The sequence below is a fragment of the Rouxiella chamberiensis genome, assembly GCF_026967475.1.
In the GTDB taxonomy this organism is placed as follows: domain Bacteria; phylum Pseudomonadota; class Gammaproteobacteria; order Enterobacterales; family Enterobacteriaceae; genus Rouxiella; species Rouxiella chamberiensis.
On the sequence record NZ_CP114058.1, the window covers coordinates 1,803,185 to 1,828,663 of the forward strand.

General features: G+C 57.0%; 17 protein-coding genes and 5 pseudogenes. 17 read left to right on the forward strand and 5 right to left on the reverse strand.

What is annotated here, in order from left to right:
- Positions 1-88 precede the first annotated feature (88 nt).
- Entirely contained in the window at positions 89-1,237 is a 1,149-nt protein-coding gene (locus O1V66_RS08310) for a pyridoxal phosphate-dependent aminotransferase (RefSeq protein WP_045047647.1), read from the forward strand.
- A 172-nt stretch (positions 1,238-1,409) separates the two neighbouring features.
- Positions 1,410-2,857, forward strand: a pseudogene (locus O1V66_RS08315) (sugar porter family MFS transporter).
- A 166-nt stretch (positions 2,858-3,023) separates the two neighbouring features.
- On the opposite strand, the gene O1V66_RS21865 reads toward O1V66_RS08315, so the two are convergent.
- The 3 genes from O1V66_RS21865 to O1V66_RS08325 all read right to left on the reverse strand — a co-directional run bounded on the left by O1V66_RS21865 (position 3,024) and on the right by O1V66_RS08325 (position 4,249).
- Entirely contained in the window at positions 3,024-3,362 is a 339-nt protein-coding gene (locus O1V66_RS21865) for a TetR/AcrR family transcriptional regulator C-terminal domain-containing protein (protein ID WP_414058445.1), read from the reverse strand.
- On the reverse strand, positions 3,343-3,645 hold the full coding sequence (locus O1V66_RS21870; protein ID WP_414058446.1) for a TetR/AcrR family transcriptional regulator: 303 nt from the start codon (positions 3,643-3,645) through the stop codon (positions 3,343-3,345). The genes O1V66_RS21865 and O1V66_RS21870 overlap by 20 nt, the downstream gene beginning before the upstream one ends.
- 214 nt (positions 3,646-3,859) lie before the next feature.
- Positions 3,860-4,249, reverse strand: a complete 390-nt coding sequence (locus O1V66_RS08325; RefSeq protein ID WP_045047644.1) for a tautomerase family protein — start codon at positions 4,247-4,249, stop codon at positions 3,860-3,862.
- A 113-nt stretch (positions 4,250-4,362) separates the two neighbouring features.
- Between O1V66_RS08325 and O1V66_RS08330 the strand changes: the two are divergent.
- Both O1V66_RS08330 and O1V66_RS08335 read left to right on the forward strand, forming a co-directional pair.
- Positions 4,363-5,285, forward strand: a pseudogene (locus tag O1V66_RS08330) (LysR family transcriptional regulator).
- 171 nt (positions 5,286-5,456) lie between these two features.
- Positions 5,457-5,912, forward strand: a complete 456-nt coding sequence (locus tag O1V66_RS08335) for an SDR family NAD(P)-dependent oxidoreductase (protein ID WP_045047642.1) — start codon at positions 5,457-5,459, stop codon at positions 5,910-5,912.
- A gap of 90 nt (positions 5,913-6,002) precedes the next feature.
- Here O1V66_RS08335 and O1V66_RS08340 read toward each other — a convergent pair whose 3' ends face one another.
- Positions 6,003-7,313 carry an NtaA/DmoA family FMN-dependent monooxygenase gene (locus O1V66_RS08340; protein WP_045047641.1) on the reverse strand — a complete coding sequence of 437 codons (1,311 nt, stop codon included), beginning with the start codon at positions 7,311-7,313 and terminating at the stop codon, positions 6,003-6,005.
- 269 nt (positions 7,314-7,582) lie between these two features.
- Here O1V66_RS08340 and O1V66_RS08345 point away from each other — a divergent pair, with 269 nt between their 5' ends.
- The 10 genes and pseudogenes from O1V66_RS08345 to O1V66_RS08390 all read left to right on the forward strand — a co-directional run bounded on the left by O1V66_RS08345 (position 7,583) and on the right by O1V66_RS08390 (position 20,132).
- On the forward strand, positions 7,583-9,220 hold the full coding sequence (locus O1V66_RS08345; protein ID WP_045047640.1) for a TIGR04028 family ABC transporter substrate-binding protein: 1,638 nt from the start codon (positions 7,583-7,585) through the stop codon (positions 9,218-9,220).
- A 15-nt stretch (positions 9,221-9,235) separates the two neighbouring features.
- Positions 9,236-10,180 (forward strand): ABC transporter permease, encoded by a 945-nt coding sequence (locus O1V66_RS08350; protein ID WP_045047639.1) that lies wholly within the window; start codon positions 9,236-9,238, stop codon positions 10,178-10,180.
- Positions 10,177-11,055: an ABC transporter permease gene (locus O1V66_RS08355; RefSeq protein WP_045047638.1), complete on the forward strand. Its 879-nt coding sequence runs from the start codon at positions 10,177-10,179 to the stop codon at positions 11,053-11,055. The genes O1V66_RS08350 and O1V66_RS08355 overlap by 4 nt, the downstream gene beginning before the upstream one ends.
- Entirely contained in the window at positions 11,052-12,728 is a 1,677-nt protein-coding gene (locus tag O1V66_RS08360; RefSeq protein ID WP_045047637.1) for a dipeptide ABC transporter ATP-binding protein, read from the forward strand. Before O1V66_RS08355 ends, O1V66_RS08360 begins: the two co-directional genes overlap by 4 nt.
- A 64-nt stretch (positions 12,729-12,792) precedes the next feature.
- Positions 12,793-13,820: pseudogene (locus O1V66_RS08365) on the forward strand (putative FMN-dependent luciferase-like monooxygenase).
- Positions 13,817-14,944 carry an alkylhydroperoxidase domain protein gene (locus O1V66_RS08370; RefSeq protein ID WP_045047635.1) on the forward strand — a complete coding sequence of 376 codons (1,128 nt, stop codon included), beginning with the start codon at positions 13,817-13,819 and terminating at the stop codon, positions 14,942-14,944. The pseudogene O1V66_RS08365 and the gene O1V66_RS08370 overlap by 4 nt, the downstream one beginning before the upstream one ends.
- A 90-nt stretch (positions 14,945-15,034) precedes the next feature.
- Positions 15,035-16,657, forward strand: a complete 1,623-nt coding sequence (locus tag O1V66_RS08375; protein ID WP_045047634.1) for an ABC transporter substrate-binding protein — start codon at positions 15,035-15,037, stop codon at positions 16,655-16,657.
- A 1-nt stretch (position 16,658) separates the two neighbouring features.
- Positions 16,659-17,588, forward strand: coding sequence for an ABC transporter permease (locus O1V66_RS08380; protein WP_045047633.1), 930 nt, complete (start codon positions 16,659-16,661; stop codon positions 17,586-17,588).
- Complete coding sequence (locus O1V66_RS08385; protein WP_045047632.1) at positions 17,588-18,451, forward strand: ABC transporter permease; 864 nt, start codon at positions 17,588-17,590, stop codon at positions 18,449-18,451. Before O1V66_RS08380 ends, O1V66_RS08385 begins: the two co-directional genes overlap by 1 nt.
- A 4-nt stretch (positions 18,452-18,455) precedes the next feature.
- The gene (locus O1V66_RS08390) at positions 18,456-20,132 is read left to right on the forward strand and encodes a dipeptide ABC transporter ATP-binding protein (RefSeq protein ID WP_045047631.1); all 1,677 of its coding nucleotides are present in this window, start codon (positions 18,456-18,458) and stop codon (positions 20,130-20,132) included.
- Between the two features lie 51 nt (positions 20,133-20,183).
- Here the strand turns inward: O1V66_RS08390 and O1V66_RS08395 are convergent.
- A pseudogene (locus O1V66_RS08395) lies at positions 20,184-20,979 on the reverse strand (MetQ/NlpA family ABC transporter substrate-binding protein).
- 612 nt (positions 20,980-21,591) lie between these two features.
- Between O1V66_RS08395 and O1V66_RS08400 the strand changes: the two are divergent.
- The 3 genes and pseudogenes from O1V66_RS08400 (at position 21,592) to O1V66_RS08410 (ending at position 25,477) form a co-directional block, all read left to right on the forward strand.
- Positions 21,592-22,616 (forward strand): annotated as a pseudogene (locus O1V66_RS08400) (LacI family DNA-binding transcriptional regulator).
- Between the two features lie 345 nt (positions 22,617-22,961).
- Complete coding sequence (locus tag O1V66_RS08405) at positions 22,962-23,690, forward strand: gluconate 2-dehydrogenase subunit 3 family protein (RefSeq protein ID WP_269128256.1); 729 nt, start codon at positions 22,962-22,964, stop codon at positions 23,688-23,690.
- A gap of 17 nt (positions 23,691-23,707) precedes the next feature.
- Positions 23,708-25,477 carry a GMC family oxidoreductase gene (locus O1V66_RS08410; protein WP_045047627.1) on the forward strand — a complete coding sequence of 590 codons (1,770 nt, stop codon included), beginning with the start codon at positions 23,708-23,710 and terminating at the stop codon, positions 25,475-25,477.
- Positions 25,478-25,479: the final 2 nt, after the last annotated feature.

Here is a 25,479-nt window from a genome sequence, read left to right on the forward strand (position 1 = left end):
GGCCTGCTTACGGCTTTACTTATTTTTTATTCTTCAGTAAAACGGGATGTTCATTTCACCTTCAACCGCGCCGACATCAGGAGCTTTTATGCCGCAACTTTCTGCCAACGCACTGGCAATCCCTGCCTCCGGCATTCGTCGTATCTATGAACTGGCATCCGAACTCGATGATGTCATCCAGCTCAGTGTGGGCGAGCCGGAAAGACCCGTGGCCGAACATATTCTGCAGGCCGGGGCCGACGCCTGGCTCGCCGATGTTACTCACTACACGCCAAACAGCGGCATGGCGTTGCTGCGGGCGGCGATTGCCACCAAGCTTGTGCGCGATAACGGGTATCAGGTGGATGACTCGCGTATCCACGTTACGGCAGGCGGTTCGCAGGCGCTGCACATGGCGATGTCCCTGACGTTAAGCGCGGGCGACGAGATTTTGATCCCCGATCCGGGCTATGCCACCTTTTCGATGATCCCGACGCTGCTCGGCGCGGTGCCGGTGGCCTATCACCTCAAGGCCGAAGACGAGTTCCAGCCGTCAATCGCCAACCTCGAGGCCTGCGTCACCCCGCACACCAAAGTATTACTGATTAACAGCCCGTCGAATCCGCTTGGCGTGGTGTACAGCGCCGAGAAAATTGCCGAGCTGCTAGCCTTCGCCGCGCGCCACGACCTGTGGGTCATCAGCGACGAAGTCTATGAATATTTTACCTCGACGCGCGCCTTTACGAGCGTTGCGGCGCTGGATACCGATGACCGCGTGTTCAGCATCTATTCCGTGTCCAAAACCTACGGCCTGACCGGTGCGCGCGTAGGTTATCTGGTCACTCCGCCCGGCGTCGCCGCGCCGTTTCGCGCCGCTCAGGAGGCGACCGTCAGCTGCGTCAATGCGCCCGCGCAGCTTGCCGTGCTGGCGGCTCTGGAAGGTCCCCAGGATGCCGTGCACCAGGCGCGCGAACACTACGGCAACAATATCGAGGCCGCCTGCGCGGTGCTCGACAAGCTGGGCCTGCACTATCAGCGACCGCAGGGCGCGTTCTATATCTGGATTGATGTTTCGCATGCAAGCGAAGGCGACGTCGCCGCCTGGGCCGAGCATTTCCTGATAACCCAGCGGGTTGCCGTCGCGCCGGGCGTGGCCTTTGGGCCTGCGGGAGAAGGCTGGATCCGCGTCTGTGCCGCAGGCAGGACCGAAGCCCTTCTCACCGCCCTGTCTCGCCTGCCTTCACCCCGCAATATTTAAATGTTGTCCTGCATTGCCTAAATGCAATGCAGGGTCTAAGATTTTCCCGAGTTGATCTAGATCACACTTTTACCGTCTATACTCATAATATCTCTCTGTTTCTACTGATTTACTTCCTTCTCGATTCAGAAGGAAGGGGTTTCTTTGGCAATAATTTAGGGAAAGATAAAGAATGACGAACATTTCTACGCAAGCGGATAGCGATCAACAACCGCAGACCCCCGATACGGTCAGGCAGCGTATTTTCCTGATTGTACTGGTGGCCACCATGGGAGCGCTGGCTTTTGGCTATGACACCGGAATTATCTCGGGTGCCTTGCCTTTCATGACCTTACCCGCTTCACAAGGCGGACTGGGGCTGACCCCTTTCACCGAAGGTCTGGTTTCGTCGTCACTGATTTTTGGTGCTGCATTCGGTTCCTTCCTCAGCGGATACTTCTCTGACCGTTTTGGGCGTCGCATTACGCTGCGCAGTCTGGCCGTGCTGTTTGTTCTGGGCTCGCTCGGCACCGCGCTGGCCCCGGATGTACACATCATGGTGGCGATGCGCTTCCTGCTCGGGATTGCGGTGGGCGGCGGTTCTTCGACCGTTCCGTGTTTATCGCCGAGATTGCCGGGCCTAAACGCCGTGCACCGCTGGTGAGCCGCAACGAACTGATGATTGTTTCCGGTCAGCTGGTTGCCTACACCACCAGTACGCTGCTGAGCTATCTGCTGCACGACGCGCATCTGTGGCGCTATATGCTTGCGATCGCGATGGTGCCGGGCTTCCTGCTGTTTCTGGGTACTTTCTTTGTTCCAGCTTCGCCTCACTGGCTGGTTGCCGAAGGTCGTTTCAAGGAAGCAAAGAAGATCCTCAAACATTTGCGTGATACGCCCAAAGAGGTGCGCAAAGAGCTGGCGGATATGAAACGCCAGTCTGCGGAAGCCCATAAAGGGCCGTCTGCGGGGGAGCTTATCCGCGAAAAGTGGGTGTTGCGACTGCTGATGGTCGGCGCGGGTCTGGGCTTTGTCTGCCAGTTTACCGGCGTCAATGCCTTTATGTACTACACACCTATCATTCTGAAAACCACGGGGCTTGGAACCAATGCTTCCATCGCCGCGACGATTGGTAACGGGGTGGTGTCGGTGATTGCGGTCGTAATGGGTCTATGGAGCGTAAACCGTTACGGACGTCGTCAACTGCTGATGACGGGCCTGACCTTCGTGATTATCTCGCAGGTTTCGCTCGGCATGGTGCTGTCGTTTATGCCGCAGAGCATGCTGCAAAGCTATCTGGCGCTGGCCTGCATTCTGGTCTTCCTGTTCTTCATGCAGATGTTCATTGCGCCGGTTTACTGGTTGCTGATGTCCGAGCTGTTCCCGCAGAAGCTGCGTGGCGTGCTGACCGGCACCGCCGTAGCCTTCCAGTGGATCTGCAACGCCATCGTCGCCTTTGGTTTCCCGGCGATGCTGAGCGTGACAGGCAACAAGACCTTCTTTGTCTTTGCGGTCATTAACGTGGGTTCGCTGCTGTTCGTGATGTTCATGCTGCCGGAAACGCGCGGCAAGAGTCTGGAAGAGATAGAGAACCATATGCGTGAACGCTATGGCGAGCTGGATGCGCAGGAAGCGAAATAGTTTTCAGTGCGTTGAATCTTGATGAGTCCCCCTGTCATGCAGGGGGATTTTTTTGGCGCTTTCGAGAAAGCGTTGCCGGAGTTTACCTACTGTGTGTGAATTATTGCGCTTATCACGCAGAAAAAATCAGATTTACCTTTATGATCGTTCAGTCTTTATTGGCACGTCATCGATGTTGGCACTGCGCCATACAAAAAAGTTTAACGCCTCGCGCGACCATGGATTTCACTTGCTCATCAGAGCATGGAACCGGTTCACGCTGTAATAACATGACGTTGGCTTCTGCCTTCAGTAGCGCAGTAAACTGCTCGGCGCGCAACATGGCTTCAGATTGCGCCAGTTCGCCCGCCTGCATGGCCCGTGTCATCAAATCCGCCAGCTTCTCCATACTCTCCTTCGGACCCGCAGCGCGAAACAGTTCGCCGATATTGGAATTCCCCGCCTCGCCCAGCACACAGCGATAAATTTTAATCGCCTTGTTATCCTTAACCAGCACGCCGAGCATCCGGTTCGCCAAATCGCGTGAGCTTCTGCTCGAACGTCACATCGCCATTGCCATAGGACGAAAGTTCATCGGCGGCGGCGGTCAGCAGGTGCGTGCTGTACGTGCGCACCACTTTTTCAAACAATGCCTCTTTGGAAGCAAAATAGTTGTAAAGCGTTGCCTTGGATCCCCCCATCCTTCTTGCTACTTCATTCATTGAGGTTCTTTCGTAACCCATTTCCTGAAAAAGCTCCGTCGCAGTATCGATAATGGCCTGCCTTCGTGCTTCCGTCAGTGTTCTCATCCTGGCCCCCTATTGCAGTCGGATGTCATCGTTCAATATCACCAAATTTGGAACCGACTAATATTAGCTCAATTTAACGGAATTACTCAGATTTGTAAGGAAGGGGCTGTGCTAAGAGGCGGAGATGCCTCAGGATTTTGACGATTTAATGCGCAGGCGGGGTATTGGGGTTGTGCCCAACACACCCCGCCATTGTTCACTAAAACTTACTTAACTAGAGGGCACCCGTGAGGTACTGCGCCTCGCCAAAGCCGAAACTCCAGTCACCCTTGCTGTTGGTAATAAAGGAGATAAACAGATCACGGCCATCGATATCGCAATGTTTTGCCCATTGCTCTGCCAGCAGTTTCATAAACAGGGTCTTTTGCTCCTCGCTGCGCGGACTGGTAAAGACTCTCACCACCACCAGCTTGTTCGAGCGCTCAAAACCCAGTCCCGTGTCTTGAAATACCATGAAGTTGGCAGGATTTTCGTGAACAATCTGATAACGATCGCGCGGCGGCACGTTAAACGCCTGAAGCACAACCTCATGGGCAACGTCCAGCAAGGTTTGGACTTCTTCGGCCGTGCGGCCCTGGATTAAATCGAATTGAAGTAGTGGCATAGTGACTCCAGTTGAAAAGGGGTTTCTTGTTCGACACCGTCACTTTTACATGTTAACGACCATGGAAAAAGCGCTATAGTTGAAATCATTATTCACTATAGTGAACAATCACGATGAAAGACCTGAAACCCGATGCGTTATGGCATCATTTATACTGGCTCACTGTGTTGGCCGAACAAAAAAGTTTCACTCAGGCAGCGGAACGGCTGGAAGTCAGCAAGTCGGCGTTTAGCCAGAGAATCAAGGAACTGGAAACCCAGGCGGGTGTTGCACTCGTCTCGCGCACAACCCGCAGCGTAAGATTGACGCCAGCGGGGAAAAGCTGGTGTCGGAAATCACTCAGCCCTTCAAAGACATCGAAAAAAGCTTTGTCGGCCTGCGCGATATGACCGGCTCCGTCAGGGGTCTGGTGCGCATCACGGCCCCGGTAGCCTTTGCCCGCCAGCAGTTGCTGCCGCATCTCAACGATTTCCTGAAAAGTTATCCCGAGGTGCGGATTCAACTCGAAGTGGAAGACAGAATCGTGCCGATGGTGAGCGAAGGCTTTGATATCGCCATCCGCCACAGCGACAAGCTGCCCGATACCAGCATTGCGCTGCCCCTTTGCGAGACGCGCGCCATGCTGGTCGCCTCCGGCCACTACCTTGCCACTCACGGCGTGCCGGGTCATCCCGAGGCGCTCATCGACCACGACTGCCTGTATTATCCGCGCGGCACCGAACTTCCGCGCTGGGTATTCGAAAAGGCTGCCGCTCCGGGCCAGGCCGTCAGCGTCAATGTCAGAGGGCCGCTTGCGACCAACAACAGCGAGTCGATTCGTGATGCGGCCATTTCGGGCATGGGCATTGCCATGCTGCCGGATTTCAGCGCCGGCGTGGCGATTCGTGAGGGGACATTGCAGGAAGTTCTGGCCGACTGGAAAATCATTGATGCCTTTGCGAGTAAAATCTGGATCCTTCGCCCCTATAATCGCCAGACACCGCGCGCAGTAACGGTATTTATTCACTGGTTGCAGGCACGTTTCGCCCGTAAATAACGGGCACGGCGTTGCACGGATTATTCCACAAATCCTCAATGGGATAGAAAAAAATAATGTAATACTGTACTGAACGGTACAGTTTTGTTATTTTACCGATATTCCTCGATTACCCTACATTACGGGTCCCCTTAATAAAGACCCTACCCTTTGATCATTCAGGAATGGAATATGAAAACGCATTATCAACCTGCCCCGGCATTTTCGCAGGACGCGTCGCCTCTTACGGCACAGAATCAGCCGTTAAAAGGAAAAACCGCGCTGGTAAGTTACGGTGGCCACGGAGCAGGCAAAACTCAGGCGCTCTTTCTTGCGGCGCAAGGGGCGGCGGTGATTGTGGCCGACAACGACCTCAATCAGGCAGAACAAACGGCCGAAGATATTCGACATGCGGGCGGGCGCGCGATTGCGGTTGCCGTAGATATCAACGAGCCTGCGCAGGCCGCCATGCTGGTAAAATATTCTCCCGGAATATTTGGCGGGCTCGATATTCTGGTCAACTGTACAGGCGAAGTTTATACCTTGAACGATAATCTGCCCCACTCTGGAAATAGCCTGCAAAGCTTGCTTACCGACAATATCAATGCAGCCACATCGGCGCGTAAGCTCTCTATTTCGGACGAATAACGAGGCGGCATTAATATGCACGTCAAGCACTGGCAGCAGTGACGATAATTGTCACTGCTATCAGCTCTTCTTTACGAAAAATGTCTGGAATTAAAACACTAAACTGGCTTTTTTAATCGGCGATAATTGCAGATTGGCGCGAAAATCTTCTCCGAGATATTCTTCGTCGATTAATTGCCTTTTACGCAGTTCAGGCAGCAGTCCGTTCAGCAGTAAATCCTGCTGATCGGGCTGGCCCAGACCATGCAGCGAAATCACGTCCAGAACGCCCGCGTTGAAACGCTCTTCAATCGCATCGGCCAGTGTTTCCGGCGTGCCCGCCACATACCAGTGCCCCGTTTCCTGCGCCTGAATAATTAATTCACGTAGCGTCAGCCCCTGCAACGCGAAGCGCTTGAAGATGTCTGCTCTACCACGACGGCGATTGATCAGTCCGACTTCCGGCAGGAATTTTGGCGGAATAGGCTGGTCGAGGGCAAAATCACGCAGATCAATCTCGCCGCCCAGCATGTCGGCGACCTTGAGTCGGCCCTGCTGATAGTCGATGCGTTCATGTTTTTCCCGCAGCCTGCGCGACACATCGGTGGCGCTCTCGCCAATCACCGAATGGAACGAGTTCATGATAAGCGGCTTGTTGTCGTGTCGGCCATAGGCATTGGCATGCTGGTGCACCCGCTCGACAAAAGAGAGGGCATCGTTGAGCGTAGGCTGCGAGGTATAAATGACTTCTGCATACTTCGCGCCGAGAATCAGCCCTTCGTCGGATTGCCCCGCCTGAAACTGCACCGGACGACCCTGCGGCGGCGGCGGTACGTTTAGCGGTCCCCTGACCTGAAAAAACTCCCCGCGATGGTCAATCGCATGCAATTTACGTGGATCGATACTGACGGACCCGCTGGCGGCACGGCGCACGGCACCCGAGTCGTTGGCGTCGAACAGCGCATTGATGACTTCGATAAATTCGGTGGCACGGGCGTAGCGCGCGGCCGGATTCGGCAAGCCGTGGTCGCCGAAATTCTCTTCGCCCACCGACGAGGTCACCGCGTTCCATCCGGCTCGACCGCCGCTGACGTGGTCCAGCGTGCCAATCAACCGCGCCAGATTGTACGGGTGATGATAGGTGGTCGACACCGTGGCGATAAGCCCGATATGCGAGGTGAGCTGGCTCAATGCCGCAAGCGCCACAATTGGATCCTGACTGCCCGTGCTGCCCGCCAGACCGTCGGGATCGGCCTGCAGCAGATCGGCGGTGAATAAACCGGTAATGCGCTCTTTTTCGGCTATTTTCGCCAGTTCGGCGGCGCGTTCGATACCGGTCTGCGGTCGGGTATCGTTCGAGGCATAAACTACGCTCCCTGCGCCTACCAGCGTCTTTAACCGCCTGCGAGTTTGATTGGTCAAACTGAACTCCTTTTTCCATGCAAAAGTAGTGTCCAAAATAGAGCGCAGGAATTTTTAATCTACGAAGAAAAAAGCATTTTGATACCACAAAAAATAATAAGTCAGGGATTATGGACATTGACCATTTATTGCTATGAATAGCTAAATTCGTTATTTCATCTTCCTTTTGATTTGGTTTGTTATGAGTTCATGCGCGTCCCTGCTGCCTTGGTCTGGCGGCATTTTTCGGGCCGGTGCGCGCCTCAAATCAAAATAAAAAGGAAACTGAAATGGGTAAAATTCGCCGAGTTGGCGCCGTGGCGCTGGGGCTGTCTTTCGCCCTGTCAGCAGGGAGTGCGTCCGCAGAGGCCGCAGGGGATACGCCGGTCAAGGGCGGTACGCTGATATATCTCGAGCAGCAGGCACACACCAATCTCTATCCGCCTGCCGGTGGTTTTTACCCCAACGGCGGCATTCTTAATCAGATTACCGACAAGCTGACCTATCAAAATCCGCAGACGCTTAAGATAGAACCGTGGATTGCCGAGTCGTGGACCACCAACGCCGACAAGACGCAATACACCTTCACACTTCGCCCGAATATCACGTTCTCCGACGGCACCCCGCTCGACGCCAATGCCGTCGCGAAAAACTTCGACACCTACGGCCTTGGCGACAAAGCCCATCACCTGCCGATTTCCGAAGTCATCAACAATTACGATCACAGCGAAGTCATCGATCCGCTCACGGTGAGGTTCTATTTCAAAAAGCCTTCTCCGGGCTTCCTGCAAGGCACCGCCACCATTGGTTCGGGGCTTGTTTCACTCTCGACGCTTGCGCGTAATTTCGATGCGCTCGGCGATGCGCGTCACATCATTGGTTCGGGGCCGTTTGTGGTCAGTGGCGAAACCCTGGGTCGTGAAGTCGACCTGACGGCGCGCAAGGACTACAACTGGGGACCCAAAAACCTGAAACAGCAGGGTCGCGCCAACCTCGATGCCATCAAGGTTATCGTTACCGGCGAAGACAGCGTGCGTATCGGCGCGTTGCTGGCCGGTCAGGCCGACTTTATTCGCCAGGTTCAGGCGTACGACGAAAAGCAGGCCGAAGAGAAGAAATTCCCGATTTATGCGCCTTCAACCCGTGGAGTAAACGACGGCATCTCCTTCCGCCCCGAGAATCCGCTGGTCGCCGACCTCAAGGTGCGTCAGGCGCTGCTGCACGGCGTCAATGCCCAGCAAATTGTCAGCACGCTATTCTCGCCAAACTATCCGCAGGCGACGTCGGTGATTGCCGCCTCGGCGGCGGGTTACGTCAATCTGAGCGACAAGCTGAAGTACGATCCTGCGCTGTCGAAAAAGCTGCTCGACGAGGCAGGCTGGAAGCCGGGTCCGAACGGCATTCGCCAGAAAGACGGCAAGCCGCTGGCGCTGACTATCTATGAATCCCTGCCGCAGCCGCAAAACAAAGAGGTCCTGCAACTGGTCGCGCAGCAGTGGAACGCATTGGGCGTCAAGCTGACGATACTGGCGGGCGATGCGGGCAGCAAAGTGGCAGATAGCCTCGACCCATTCAAGACCCCGGTCAATGTGGTGGAAGTGGGCCGCGCCGACCCGGATGTCATCAAAAGCGAATTTTATCCGACCAACCGCGATGCGCTGCTGCAAGCAGGCGGCCTGAGCAGTAAAACCAAAACCTTCAAGGACGACAAGTTGAATGCGTTACTGGTGGATATCTCGGCCGAAGTCGACCCGCAAAAGCGCCTGACACTCGCCGGTGAGGCGCAGCGCTATATTCTGGACCAAGCCTACGATATTCCGATTTTCGAAGAGCCACAGGTCTTTGCCGGTGCGCCCTATCTGCATGACGAGGCCTTCGAAGCGGTCGGCCGTCCGAGTTTCTACAGCGCGTGGCTGGCTAAACATTAATTTCGGGAGCGGGCGATGAACCACTATCTAAGCGGACGTATCGGTCAGGCCCTGCTGGTGCTGTGGGCCGCGTTCACGCTGTCGTTTGTGCTGCTGCAAGCGCTGCCGGGCGATGCCATCCTCATCAAGTTTCAGGACCCGTCGATGGGGCTGAGTCCGTCGCAAATCGCCGAGATGCGTGCAGCCTACGGTGCCGATTTGCCGCTGTGGCAGGCTTATCTGCATCAACTTGGCAGTTTCCTGCGCGGTGATTTCGGCTTTTCGATTCAGGCTGGCGTGCCGGTGACCAAATTGCTGGTCAGCAACTTTCCGCCCACGTTAAGACTGGCGGTGCTCGGGTTTTCACTCGCCGTGGTGCTGGCGGTGCTGATTGCTTTCGTCTCCCATCTACTGCCGCTTCGCTGGCTGAAATCGGCGTTGTTGAGCCTGCCTTCGCTTTTTATCTCGGTGCCCACTTTCTGGCTCGGGATTGCGCTGATTCAGGTGTTTTCGTTTCGCCTTGGCTGGATCCCGGTTATCAATCCCGGCGAATGGCTGGGGCTGATTTTACCGGTCATCACGCTGGCTGTCCCCATTAGCGCACCGCTGGCGCAAATTTTGATTCGCAGTATCGACAGGGTGCAGACCCAGCCGTTTGTGGCAGTAGCACGCGCCAAAGGGGCCAGCCGCAGCCGCGTGCTGTGGCGTCACGTGGCGCGCAACGCCACCCTGCCCGCGCTGACGATTGCGGGTTTGCTGTTTGGCGAGCTGATTGCGGGCGCGCTGGTCACGGAAACGGTGTTTGGCCTCAACGGCATCGGGCAGCTGACGCAGCAGGCGGTGAACAATCAGGATCTGGCGGTATTGCAGGCTATCGTGGTTATCTCCGCCGCGGCCTATGTCGGCATCAATCTGCTGGTCGACCTGATTTATCCGCTGCTCGACCCGCGCCTTAACCCTTCTGTCGGAGTCCGCTCATGAGCAGCCTGCCCCTATCGAAACATGACAGCGCCGAAAATGCGCAGCTGGCGGCGTTTCCTGCTGCCTCGCGCCGCCGCTTCACGCGCATTCAACCCACGCTGGTCCTCGCCTGGGCCATCATGCTGGTGGTTATTCTGTGGGCCATTGCGCCTCAACTGTTCACCGACTACAGCGGCACGGAAGGTATTGCGGGTGCGCAGCGTCTGGCGCCGGGCGCGGGACACTGGCTGGGCACCGACCAACTTGGTCGCGACCTCTACGCCCGTATCGTCTATGGCGCGTCCCATTCGCTTTCCGGTGCGCTGGTGGCGGTGTTTCTCGGCCTGCTGTTCGGCAGTGCGCTAGGTCTGGCGGCCGCTTCGGTCGGCGGCATCACAGACACCATTATCATGCGCATCGTCGATGTGCTGCTGTCCATTCCCGGTCTGTTGCTCTCCCTGAGCGTCATCATTCTGCTCGGCTTCGGCACAGTGCATGCGGCGATTGCGGTGGGTATCACCTCGGTCGCCAACTTTGCGCGTCTTGCGCGCGCCGAGGCGGTGCTGGTGCGTCAAAGCGACTATGTCGAGGCGGCTTTCGGCAGCGGCGGCACCTTCTTAAGCGTGCTATGGCGGCATATCCTGCCCAACTCGCTGACCTCGGTGATAGCCTTCTCCGCCCTGCAATTCGGCAGCGCGATTCTGGCAATTTCCACCCTGAGTTTTCTCGGATACGGCACACCGCCGCCAACGCCGGAATGGGGACTGCTGATTGCCGAAGGACGTAACTACATTTCAACCGCATGGTGGCTGACCACCTTTCCGGGCATCGTGGTGATTCTCACGGTGCTGGCCGCCAATCGCATCAGCCAGTCACTGAGAAGGAAGCGCGCATGAACGAATCCCTTTCACCGGCCATTGCCCACGCGCCGCACCCGGTTCTGGAATTGCAGGACGTCTCCATCGTCTATCGCAGCGGACACACGGCCACCCGCGTCGTCGAGCAGGTCTCCTTCTCGATTCAACCGGGCGAAGTCGTGGCGCTGGTCGGCGAATCCGGCTCCGGGAAAACCACTACCGCGCAGTCGATTATCGGGTTGCTTGCCGAGAACGGGCAGATCGAGCAGGGCCGTATTCTGCTCAACGGCACCGACATCAGCCGCTGGTCGCCGCGCCGCCTCGACAGCCTGCGCGGCAAGAGCATCAGCCTTATTCCGCAGGATCCTACCAGTTCGCTGAATCCGGTGAAAACCGTGGGTGACCAGGTGTCCGAAGTGCTGGAAATTCATCGCCGTATGCCGCGCAAGGCCCGTGAGGCCCGCGTGGTCGAACTGCTGACCCGCGTGGGGTTGAGCCACCCCGAGCAGCGGGTAAAACAGTATCCGCATCAGCTTTCCGGCGGCATGAAGCAGCGCGTGCTGATTGCGATAGCCATTGCATTGCAGCCTGCGCTTATCATTGCCGACGAACCCACCAGCGCACTCGACGTCAGGGTGCAGAAACGCATTCTGGATCTTATCGATGAACTGCGTCATGAATTTGGTACCGCCGTGCTGTTCGTTACCCATGATTTGGCACTGGCGGCAGAACGCGCCGATAGGCTGCTGGTGTTTCGCAAAGGCAAGGTACAGGAACAGGGGATTACCGCCGACGTGTTGCGCGCGCCGAAGAGTGACTATACCCGCCAGCTGTTTACCGACGCCCCTGCCCTGACGCCGCGCCGCGCCCTGCCGCGTCAGCCCGTTGGCGGTGAAAGCGCGATTGTGGTGCGCAACGTCGGCAAACATTTTTCACTCGGCGGCAAGAACGCGGCGCAGACATTTCGCGCTCTGGACGACGTCTCGTTTGAAGTCACGCGCGGCACCACCCACTCGCTGGTCGGTGAATCCGGTTCCGGTAAAACCACGCTGGCCCGTCTGCTGCTGGGCTTTCAGCGCCCCGACAGCGGTCAACTTTTGGTCGACGGCGTGGACATCGCGCGGCTTTCGGGCGAGGCGCTACGGCAGGCCCGGCGCAAAATCCAGCTGGTCTATCAGAATCCGTTTGCCTCTCTGGATCCTTCACAGACCTTGTTCAAAATCATCGAAGAGCCATTGAAGAACTACTTTTCGCTGAGCGGCGAGGCGCGGCGGGCCAAGGTGTACGCGATGGCCGAGCGTGTCGCGTTACCCGTCGACCTGCTGCAACGCAGGCCGCACGAACTCTCCGGCGGCCAGCGTCAGCGGGTCGCACTGGCCCGCGCGCTGGTTCTCGAGCCGCAGATTTTAGTGCTCGATGAAGCCACCTCGGCGCTGGATGTCACCGTTCAGGCGCAAATTCTGCGGCTATTGCAGGACCTGCAACAGGCGCTTGGCCTGACCTATCTGTTTATCTCGCACGATCTGGCGACCGTGCGCCAACTTTCGCACAGCGTGTCCGTGCTGAATCAGGGCAAGCAGGTCGATTATGGCGACACCGAAACCCTGTTTACCTCTCCGACGGATGCCTACACACGGGAACTGCTCGGCGCCATCCCCGACTTTACGCATTTGCGTGTTCCAAAACCGACGGCCACCAAGGAGTTTGTATGAGCCTCAACGCCTCCGCTGTTTCTTCCTCGACCCCGCGTCCAAAGCGCCTCGGGTTTTTACCCGCCTGCTTGACGATACCAGTCCCCAGGAGCGTTACCGTCTCGCGACCGAACAGATTGCCCATGCCGAACAATGGGGATTCGATTCGGCGTGGATAGCGCAGCACCATTTTCACCGTGACGAAGGCGGCCTGCCTGCGCCGCTGGTGTTTCTGGCCTATGTCGCCGCGCACACGCGCCATATCCGCCTCGGCACCGGCATCATTACGCTGGCAATGGAAAACGCCCTGCGCGTAGCCGAAGACGCAGCGGTGCTGGATTTGCTGTCCAATGGGCGTCTCGATATCGGTCTGGGTTCCGGCGGCACGCCGTCTTCATTTGTCCCTTTCGGATTAAATATCGATACGCGCGGTGAGGCCTTTGCCAAAAACCTCGAGATTTTACGCCACGCATGGCAAGGCAAGGCGCTGGAAGGCGAAGGCAATCAGCTTTACCCCCTGCGGCGCAACTCAACCGCCGTCTGTGGCAGGCGACCTTTTCCCCCGAAGGCGGTGCACGCGCCGGGGCGGCGGGCGACGGCCTGATGCTGTCGCGCACACAGCCACGACCGCAGGGGCAACCTCATCTGCCGCTGGACGTGCTGCAAAACCGCATTATCGATGCCTATCTCGAGGCGCTGCCGGACGGCGTCGAACCGCGCATTCTCGGCTCGCGCACCGCGTTTGTCAGTGACGATGCCGACGAGGCGCGTCGTCTGGCGGCCAGGGGATTGCAGAAGCAGGCGGCGACCGCGCGTGCGCTGGCCAATCGCGAGGTCGGCGACTCGCTGGACGACCTGATCGCCACCTTCGACGTGCATCTCGGCACGCCTGCGCAGGTGACGGCATCGCTGCAACGCGATACCGCGCTTGCCCGCGTAACCGATCTCGCCTTTCAGGTGCACTCCATCGACCCGCCGCATCCCTACATTCTGCGCTCGATAGAACTTATCGCCAGACATGTGGCCCCCGCACTCGGCTGGGTGCGCCAGACGCCAAAAAAGATAGCCAAACCGCAACCGCTTCATTATGAACTTTCAAAGGAAACGCTATGACCTCTTCACCTCAGGCAGTCGATTTACTGGCCACGCTCGCGGACATTGCGCCGGATTCCTCTCTGGCCCGGGCACGCCATACCCGACAGGCTGCCACCGAACATTCGCAGGGCAGCTATGACGCGCTGTTCAACAGCAACGAGAATCTGCAAGACTTTCCGCTGGCCGAACGCCTGTTGCTGGCGCAGCAGATTGCACGCTGGCACAACGACATTCAACTGGGCGCACATTACGCCGAACGGCTGAATGCCCTGAAATCGCAGAATGATACTCCGCGCGGCCACTATAGCGCAGCCTTGGCCCATGCGGAGCGTCTGAGCTTCAAACCGGCGCATGCTACGGCCGGGCATCTACAGGAACTGGTGGAAGCAGGCTGGTCACTGGACGGCATCGTGACGTTGTCACAACTTGTGGCTTTTGTTGCCTTTCAAAGCCGGTTGCTGCGGGGATATCGCCTGATTAACGGCCATACCGTTGTAGATAATGGCGATTTTCCGGTAGGAGCTTCGTTCTGGCGTACCGACGCCACCACCCATTCCGGCAAACAGGCACCGAAAGCCTTTACCCAGGATGAACTGTCGTGGGAGCCCTGGATAGCACCCAAATCGTTCGCCGCGTTCACCCCCGAGCAGCAGGCAACTCTCACTCGATTTGGTCACGCCGACTCCGATTATTTCCGTCTGTTGGGCCGTAATCTGCCGGTGCTTGAACAACGCACGTTAACCGACAAGGGCATTTTCTTCACTTCGGGCGGGTTGCCGCGTCAAGACCGGGAACTGGCCGCTGCGGTAGCCAGTAAAATCAACGGCTGCATCTTCTGCGCGTCGGTTCATGCCCGCAAGGCGGCCCAGCTCTCCAAAAATCCACAGGCCGTGCAGCGCCTGCTCGACACCGCACCCGGCGACATTCCAAGCCACGACCAGGAAGCCAGATGGCAGGCCGAAATCGCATTCTCGGCCGCGTTATCGGCAACACCGGCCAATGCCAATGCACGCCACATTGCCGGGCTGCGCGAACTCGGGTTGTCTGATCTTGAGTTGCTGGATCTCGTGCAATCCACCGCATTCTTTGCGTGGGCCAACCGGCTGATGCTGACGCTGGGTGAACCTTTTATCCCGTCTTAGCATTTCGGAGAAATCAGCAAAACTCAGAATAATTTCAGAAAAAAATCAGTAAAAACTCAGGGTCTACGTCTTGTAAAAAGGGAATCAGTAATGAATAAAAAAACAAATCAATGGGAAAAACGTCCGCTCGTCAGAGCACTTGCCGCCGCGATGCTGGTGATGGCTTCCGGGCAGATTTTTAGCGTCAACGCAGCAGAAACGCCGGTCCAGGGCGGAACCCTGAACGTTGCCCTGGGCAGCGATACGCCTATCATCGACCCGTCCATTACCGGTCAGTCGGTCACGGCACTGATTGACCGCAACGTGGTCGACTCGCTGGTCGGACAGGCAGAGGACAACCGCTTCACGCCGTGGCTGGCGAGCCGTTGGGAGGTCAACGACAATCACACCGATTACGTGTTCCATCTACGCAAGGATGTCACGTTCAGCGACGGCACCCCGCTCGATGCCGAGGCGGTGAAATACAATCTGGAACGTATTCTGGATCCCAAAACCACCTCGAGTTATTCGAAATCCCTGCTGGGGCCTATCAAGAGCATCACCACGCCTGATGCCTACACGGTTGCCATTCATTATGACTCGCCGTTCGCGCCTCTATTGCAGGGTCTGAGCCTGCCGTATCTGGGCATTCAATCACCGACTTATTTGAAGAAGACGCAAAATACCAGCAACACCGTCGTGGGTTCAGGGCCGTTTATCCTCAAGTCCTTTGTCAAGGGCAGCGGCAGTCAGTTGACCCGCCGCGCAGACTATCACTGGGGGCCGGGCTATGCCGCACACACCGGGCCTGCCTATCTCGAGGCGATTAACTTCAAATACCTGCCGGAGTCTTCCGTGCGTCTGGGCGCACTCACCAGCGGACAGATTCAGGCCATCGACGCTATTCCGCCGGTCAACGCCAAATCGGTAAAAAACAACCCGGCGCTCGAGGTGAAAACCAAAGAGAATCCGGGGATAGTGCGCGTGCTGTACCTTAATACCTCCAAAGGACCGTTTACCGATGTGAAGGTGCGTCAGGCGTTTCTGAGCGCTACCGACCCGGCCTCGGCGGTCAAGGTGGCCTTCTTCGGCACCCTGAAAGCGGCCGATAACGTATTGGGTCCGCAGACTCAATACTACGACCCTTCCGTTGCCAAACTGGGCGGTTTCAATCTCGACAAAGCCAACAAATTGCTGGATGACGCAGGCTGGACCGCCAAAAACGCGGCCGGTATTCGTACCAAAGACGGTCAGCCGTTAACCGTTGATTTTGTCTATGACCCGTCGACGCTCGAAACCTCGGATGTCACCCTCTTCCAGGCGGTACAGTTTCAGGTCAAGAAAGCCGGAATCGACTTAAAGCTTGATCCCGTGGATTCCGGAGGCTTTGCCGATCGCACCAACAACAATCAATACGACGTGGTGTCGAGTTTCTATGTGCGCGCCGAGCCGGATATTCTGCGCACCGTCTTCCACTCGAGCTACGCGCCGCCGAAAGGCTCCAACTACAGCCATATCAGTGCGCTGGACGACAAACTGACACAGGCCGTCGGCGCGCCGGATGCGCAGCGCCAGCAGCTTTACTCCGCAATTCAGCGCGAAGTGATTGAGCAGGCTTATGTGGTGCCGCTCTCCGTACCTGCCTATCAGCTCGGGATCTCCAAAAAGGTGCACGGCATCAGCTGGGCCACCAACGCCAAACCGAATTTCTATGATGTCTGGTTGAGTCACTAATATGCTGTGGACAGGAATTCAACGACTTTTCACCATTCTGGCCGTGCTCTGGGGCGCGGCCACCCTCACCTTTGTCGCCCTGAAACTGATACCGGGCGATCCGGTTTCCATTCTCAGCGGCGGTGCGAATGTGGTCGACGATGCCTTTCGCGCGCAACTTACCCATGAGTTTGGTCTGGATCAGCCTTTGTGGCTGCAATATCTGCACTACCTCGGCCATGCGCTGATCGGCAATTTTGGTCAGAGTTATCAGTATCGCGAACCGGTTATCGCGGTGATTTTTTCCGCGTTGAAACAGACGCTGGTGCTGGCCGTGGGCGCTCTGGCGCTGGCTCTCGCTCTCGCGGTGCTCAACGCCCTGGCAACGGCGGGCCGCTGGCGCTATCTGCGTACCTTCTTTACCGGGCTGGAACTCTGCTTGCTGAGTACGCCGGTGTATTGGCTGGGCATTATCCTGCTGAGTCTGTTCAGCTTTAAAATGCACTGGTTCCCGGTGATGGGCAACGAAGGCTGGCAGTCTCTGGTGTTGCCGATTATCACTCTGAGTCTACCGCTGGCCGCCATCCTGAGTCAGATTCTGCGCGACGGGCTGGAAGAGGCGCTGTCACAACCCTTTGCGCTGACAGTGCGCACGCGCGGAGCGGGCGAGACTCGGCTTCGGCTGCGTCATGGCCTTCGCCACGCCACGCTTGCCGCCTCTACGCTCACCGGCACTATGCTCGCGAATGTGCTTAGCGGCTCCATTCTGACCGAAACCGTATTTGGCCGGGCAGGTATCGGCAAAATCACCCTTCAGGCGATCGCCAGTCGGGATATGCCGCTGGTGCTGGGCATTGTGATGCTCTCGGCACTATTGTTCGTGATTATCAATCTGGTGGTGGACGCTGCCTATTTACTGATAGACCCCCGCCTGCGCAAGAGGAGTTCCTGATGAGCAGCAATCCCCTTCTGGTGCGCACTCACCCGCCCGTCTCACGGCGCGGCGGCAATCCGTGGTTGCTGCCCAAAACCCTGATCCCGGCGGCCTTTGTGTTGCTGCTGATTGTAACCGTCATCGCCCCGCAGTGGTTTACGCCGCTGAAACCCGATGACATGGATATGGACGCCGTGTTATCCGCGCCCACTCTGCGTCACCTCTTTGGAACCGATTCTCTCGGGCGTGACGTCTTCTCGCGGGTCATTTACGGTTCGGCGCTGTCACTCAGTATCGGATTGGGCGCAACCTTGATTGCCTGTGTCGGCGGCATGGCGCTCGGCCTGCTTTCCGCGCTTGCGCCACGCGCGCTTCGCCGCGTGCTGGTCAGGCTGCTGGATATTCTGCTGGCCTTTCCCGAACTGCTGCTGGCGCTGCTGGTGATTGCCGTTCTGGGGCGCGGCCCGACCAATACGCTGATAGCCGTCGGGTTGGCAGGCATTGCCAGTTATGCGCGACTGCTGCGTTCACAGGTGTTGCAGGTCAAGCTCTCCGGTTATGTGGAGCATTCCGTGGCGCTCGGCGAGTCGTCGCTGCGCATTATTTTTCGCCATATTCTGCCCAACACGCTGCGGCCCCTGCTTATCCTTGCCACGCTCGGCATCGGCCAATCGGTGCTGACCGCCTCGTCGCTGAGCTTTCTGGGGCTGGGTGTGGTGCCGCCAACCGCAGAATGGGGCGCGCTGCTGGCCGATGGCCGCGACTATCTCGACGTCGCGCCCTGGATAAGCCTGTTGCCCGCGACCGTCGTGGCGCTTTCGGTCATTGCGCTGACGCTGTTGGGTCGTCGTTTGCAAACCATTCTGGCTAAAGGAGCCTAACCTGATGACCTTGAATTCTCATGCCCCCTCTGCGCTGCTTGTCGTCGAGGATCTGCAGGTCGATTTCCTTCAGCCTCAAGGCACCGTCGCTGCGGTGAAAAACATTTCGTTTCAGGTGAATCCGGGTGAAATCGTCGCGCTGGTCGGCGAATCAGGTTCGGGGAAATCGGTCACGGCCCGCACGTTGGTCGGGCTGGCGGGCGAGTCCGCTCGTGTCACGGCACGCAGCCTGTCGCTCACCTGTCACGACGGAACGCGAAAAGATCTGCTGAAACAGGAGGCGGCCGACTGGCAAAAACTGCGCGGCCGTGAAATCGGCTTTGTGTTGCAGGATGCGCTGGTGTCGCTGGACCCGCTGCGAACCATTGGCCGCGAAGTCGCCGAACCCATGCTTATCCATAAAGGTCATCCACGCGGCGAAATTACTTCTCGCGTCGAGGCCTTGCTGCATCAGGTCGGCATACCCGACCCACAAAATCGCATGCAGCAATATCCGCACGAGCTGTCGGGTGGCCTGCGCCAGCGGGCGCTGATTGCCTCGGCACTGGCGGCGGGTCCGCAACTGCTGATTGCCGACGAACCAACCACCGCGCTGGACGTGACCGTACAACAGCGCATTCTGGATATTTTTCGCCAACTTGCGCAGGCGGGTCACGGCGTGCTGCTTATCACTCATGACCTCGCCGTCGTGGCGCAGGTCGCCGATCGAATCGTGGTGATGCAACAGGGCGAAGGGGTTGAGAGCGGTCCGGCGGCGCAGGTGCTGGCCTCGCCTGCGCACCCTTATACGCGCCGTCTGCTTGCGGCCATTCCCGGTGCCGACACGCGAGGTCGCTGGCTGGCCGGTGAGTCGCCGTTGCCCGATGTGCCGTTGACCGCTCAGGAAAATGACAATCAGCGTCGCCGCAATCCGTTTGTCAGTGCGCTGGATGTGCGCAATGTTTCCGTGGATTTCAGTCTTCCGAACGGCGTGAAACACAACGCCGTCAATCATGTTTCGTTGCAGCTCGCATGGGGCGAAACGCTGGGTCTGGTCGGCGAGTCGGGGTCAGGGAAAACGACTTTGGGCAAAGTGGTGCTGGCACTGCAAAAGGCGCAGCACGGCGAGGTCTGGCTGGCCGGAAATCCCTGGAGCCGTCTGCGCGAGGCGGAGCGCCGCCCTGTACGTGGCCGTATTCAGACCATCACCCAAGACCCGCTTGGCTCGTTTGACCCGCAATATACGGTGGAGCAGATTATCCAGCAGCCGCTTAAACTGCGCGGCAAACTGTCTTCCTCGGCGCTGCGGGCCAGAACGCTGGAGCTGGTCAACCTGGTCGGCCTGAATGTGGACTTGCTCAAACGGCGGCCGCAGGCGTTGTCGGGCGGTCAGCGGCAGCGGGTGTCTATCGCGCAGGCGCTGGCGTCCAATCCCGAGATTCTGGTCTGTGACGAGCCGGTTTCGGCGCTGGATGTCACCACGCAGGCGCAGGTGCTGGACTTGCTTATCGCGTTACAGCGCAAGCTGGGTCTGGCCATGCTGTTTATCTCGCACGATTTGGGCGTGGTGCAGCACATGAGTCACCGAATTGCGGTGATGAAGGCCGGGCAAATTGTCGAAACAGGCACGACCGAGGAAATTCTGGGTTCACCGAAACATCCTTATACGCAGACATTGTTGGCGAGCGTGATTGCGGCTTGAGAAAAAGTGAATGCCCTTCCGCAGACGTGGCGGAAGGGATAAAAGAAGGGATTACTCTTTGGCCGCGCTCACCGGCAGCACGGAACCATGATATTTCTGGATAATAAAATCGGCGACCTGTCTGGATTGCAAATCTTTCGCCAGTTGCAAAATACGCGGATCGGTCGCCAGTTTCTGGGTCGTGACCAGAATATTGGCATAAGGATTCCCTTTTGCCTTCTCGAGACCCAGCGCATCCTTGGCCGGATCCAGCCCGGCTTCCAGCGCATAGTTACCGTTGATAATGGCTAAATCGACATCCGGCAGGGCGCGCGGGATCTGTGGCGATTCGATTTCAAGAATCTTCAGATGCTTGGGATTGCCCACGATATCCAGCGGCGTAGCCAGCCCCTTGAGATCCGGTTTCAGGGTAATCAGCCCCTGATCCTGCAACAGATAAAGCCCGCGACTCAGATTGGTTTCATTATTGGGGATCGCCACTTTCGCGTTTCTGCGGCACGTCGGCGAATGACTTGTGCTTGCTGGAATATATGCCCAGTGGCTCGATATGCACCTCGGCCGCAACGGCAAACTTGACGCCCAGTGCCTTCTCCTGCGTCGCCAGATAAGGACGATGCTGGAAGTAGTTGGCATCGATATCACCGTGCGCCAATAACTCGTTCGAGTTGACCCCATTCGGTATTTCAATCACTTTCAGATTCAGATCGGGGTCGATCTTTTGGACATACGCCAGTATTTCGGCGTGCGGCACGGGGTCGGCGGCAACGCGCAGGGCATCGGCGGCGTGGGCAGAGACAGACGCTATCAGCGCCGCCGCAGCGGTAAGGCGTAACACATTTTTCAGCATGGTGAATTCCCTGTAATGATCTTGGCAATGATAACGGCAGAACCCCCTTCCAACTCCTGCAAGACAAATCCGCAGCAAGAAATTGAACGTTTTTCTGTTATAACTCAGAGCATTACATAAGGCGAAAACGCGCACTACCAACAAAAATGCTAAGCACCTCAGGAAAATGGATAATCGGCCGGCGCGCCCGAGACAGGTTGCCAGGCATTTTTCGCCCGACAAAACTGTTGCAGCCGCGTTGCTCGGCCTCCTGCCTGAGTCGCACCTTTCATTTTCAGAGGTGAAGGCCAATACCGGCTTTGCTGCGTTGATCTGCTCGTCATTCTTTCGCGAATCATGTCTATCCCGCTGTTTTAACAAGGCAAAACACTTAACGCACTTACCTATGTTGTGGTTTTTTGCAATCGGGTGCAAAAACAGTTTGCAATCGGGTGCAAGAGTTAACATAATCTCAACATTGATTTAATACGGGTTTATCGCGTTCAACATTTTCTTCCCGCCGCATACGAAAGCGCAAAGTATGCCGCAGGTTTTTGGTTGTGAGAGTTTCTTTTCGTCGGCGTTTAACGTTCAATGGCAGTCTGTACGGTAAACCACTAAAAATACGGGCTTATGACGAAAGATTCGAGTGCGCCAAAACAGCAGAAAGCAACCGCCAGTGACGTAGCAAAATTGGCGGGTGTGTCGAAATGGACGGTGTCGAGAGCCTTTACTCCCGGCGCATCCGTTTCTGGCAAGGCACAAAAGAAAGTGTTGGCCGCCGCAGCAGAGCTGGGTTATCGCCCTAATTTGCTGGCACGTAGTCTGACTAAAAAAATACACACATTATCGGCGTTGCAATCGATGAACTAAAAAATCCGCATTCAATGAAAATGCTCGATGCAGCGACCAAAGAGTTGCAGGCGCGCGGTTACATGGCGCTGCTGCTCAATATAACGGAAGGCGAGAACTATCAGGCCGTGATGGCCATGGCGGATCAGTTGCAGGTCGATGGCATCCTGTTTTTAGGTAACATCCTGACCGATGAACTGTTCGCCGTGGCCCACAGTCTGCACCATATCCCGTTTGTTCAGGTGTGTCGCAACAACAGCGACCAGCGGGAAATCGATGTGGTGAATATCGACGGTTATCGTGCAGGACAAGATATCGCCGCCCTGCTGCTCGCCGAAGGTTATCAGCGTTTTGGTTACATGAAAGGGCCGGATACCGAATCGGCACAGCTTATGCGACTTGAAGGCTACAGCGATGCGCTGGGTAAGGCCGGCAGGCAACTCGACACCCTGCTGATTGCCGGGCATTACGACCGCAAACTCGGCTTCGAGACCATGCAGCACTATTTGCAGACTACGGCTCCACAGAATCGTGTCGAGGCGTTGTTTTGCGAAAACGACATACTGGCGCTCGGCGCGCTCGAAGCACTGCGGAGTCAGGACAACGGGCACAGCCTCGCCATTGTCGGCTTTGACGACATCGACGAGGCCGATTCCGCCTCCTGGCAGTTGACGACCTACAGCCAGCAGCTCGACAAACTGATGACAGAAGCGCTTAACCGGTTGATCGACAGCGAAAGTGACGAACTCGGTGATTGGCGTAAGGGAGAACTCAAGGTGCGACGTTCTCATTTGAAACGTTCTTGACGAGAGAAGAACGAGTGGAATCCGCCTGCTGCCACGGCAAGGAAAGTAGCAGGCAGGGTTAATGCGTTAAGTGAACCTTATTCATGTCCTGACATTACCTCTACCCTCTTCCCGTTAAATCGTAATCAGGCTTTATTATTACGGCAGTGACGAATCAATCTTAATTAAACAGCGCCATTCCTATTGCGTTGATATACCGTCACGTCTGAATACTGCCAAATAAATAACCGTGTCTTTAAACAGGGTTGGCATTGTTTTGCCAATTTCCAGGGTCGTCGTTTATTTATAAATAAACGATTTCAATTAGTGCTGGCAGTTAATATCGTGTTATCGAAGGAAATAAACATGAACCGAAGAGAAGCGCTCTTTTCCATCAGTTCACTGGTGGCGACGTTAACCGTCGCGCCAAAGCTGAATGCCAAAGAGCTGCACAATGTTCCGCTCGAAACCAAACTCAATGCCGATGGCGTGCCCGGTTCCGCCATGCAGGGCGGCTATCGCGTTTTGACCAACGAGACAGACAGAAAGAATCTGGCCGCTATCTGTGACCGGCTGATCCCGGCCGACGAACATGGTCCTTCCGCCAGTCAGGAAGGCGCCATCGAGTTTATCGACGATCAGCTCGCAGGCAACTACGGCGCAGGATCTGCAATGTATCTGGTCGGTCCGTTGCGTCCGGAAAACGAAGAAAAAATCATGGGTGCGCCCCAGTTTCTTACCTCTCCTCGCGAACGTTACATGACAGGCCTCAGAGCGCTCGAAGCCTGGGCGCAGGTTAATCATAAGGCCTCGCTGCATACGCTGACGGCAGAACAGCTCGACGCATTCCTCACCGACATGGAAGCCGGAAAAATCAATCTCGGTGCCGACGTCAACAGTCAGGCCTTCTTCGAACTGATGCTGCAAAACGTGCGTGAGAGTTATTTGGCCGACCCGATTTACGGCGGCAATAAAACCATGGCGGGCTGGAAAATGATTGGCTTCCCCGGTGCGCGTTATGACTACCGTCAATATATTGACCGTCGCGGCGAAAACTTAAAATTAATTCCCGTAAGCCTTATTCCAAAAGATTGATTGTCGGAGCAGAGTAAATGTCAGAAATAAGAAATAAAGCCGACGTCGTGATTGTCGGACTAGGCTGGGCCGGTTCCGTCATGGCCGAAGAACTGACCCGCGCGGGACTTAACGTGGTGGCAATTGAGCGCGGCGCATGGCGCGATACCTCGACCGATTTCCCGGTCGCCGTCGACCCCGACGAACTGCGCTGGCACACCCGCCGCGAAATCCTGCAACCGATGAGCGTCGAGACCACCACCTTTCGCAACAACAGCAGTCAGGATGCCGCGCCGGTGCGTGACTGGTCGGCTTTCCAGTTTGGCTGGAACGTCGGCGGTGCGGGCACCCACTGGGCCGGGATGTCCTGGCGCTTTACCCCGTGGGACTTCGAGGTCGCCACTCAAACCCGTGAACGCTACGGCGCGGCCAAAATGAAAGGCATGCAGTTGCAGGACTGGGGCGTTACCTACGCCGAGATGGAACCGTTTTATGACCGCTTCGAGCGCATCGCCGGAACCTCGGGTATCGCCGGGAATTTAAACGGCAAACCGCAGCCGAACGGTAACGTGTTCGAGGGGCCGCGCAGCCGCGACTACCCTACGCCGCCGCTGAAAGACACCAACTGGATGCGCAAATACCGTAAAACGACCGAGCAGATGGGCTACCACCCGTTTACTATTCCGGCGGGTAATATCTCGCAGGCCTACGTCAACCCGCTCGGCGTGACCATGGGGCCGTGCACCTACTGCGGTTTCTGCGACTTCCACGGCTGCGGCAACTTCAGTAAGTCTTCGCCGCAGGCCTGTATCATCCCCGCGCTGATGCGCCGCCCGAACTTCACCGTGCTGACCGAAACCGAAGTATTGCAGGTCATCAAGCACGACGACGGCAAGACCGCCAAGGGCGTACGTTTTATCACTCGCGACGGCAAGGAAGGCTTCCAGCCTGCCGACGTGGTGTGCATCACGGCCTACCAGATGGACAACGTGCGCATGATGCTGCTGTCGAAAATCGGCGAGCCGTACGACCCGAAAACCGGCAAAGGCACAATCGGCCGCAACTATAACTATCAAACCTGCGGCACCGTTACCGGCTTCTTCGACGGCGAATTCATGAACCCGTTCATCGGCGGCGGCGCGCTGGCGGTGCAGATTGACGACTTCAACGGCGACAACTTCGACCACAGCAACCTCGATTTCATCGGCGGCGCGGGCATCATGGGCTTCTCCACCGACGGCCGCCCTATCCAGCACATGAACAGCCTGCGTCCGGGCACCAAGCGCTGGGGCAGCGAGTGGAAAGCCGGTTACGCGCGGGACTATCAGACCGCCGCGACGATTTTCTGTCAGGGGACGTCAATGCCGGTGCGCGAGGCCTATCTGGATCTCGATCCGGTTTATAAGGACCGACACGGCCAACCGCTGCTGCGCATGACCTTTGACTGGAACCAGAACGACATCAATATGTCGCGCTACATCATGGACAAGGCCAAAACCATCATGAAAGAAACGGGCGGCAAAGACATCACTTTCGAAAACCAGACTGATCAGAGCTGGAACCCGTATGCGCAGGACAGTTCGCACACCATCGGCGGCGCGGTGATGGGTACCGATCCGACGACCTCGGCCTTGAATACCTACCTGCAAAGCTGGGACGTGCACAACGTCTTCGTGGTCGGCGCGTCGGCATTCCCGAACAACGGTGGCTACAACCCGACCATTACCGTCGGCGCGCTGGCCGTCCGCGCGGCCCAGGCTATCCATCAGACCTACATTAAAAATCCGGCCCCTCTGGTGAAGGCGTAAAT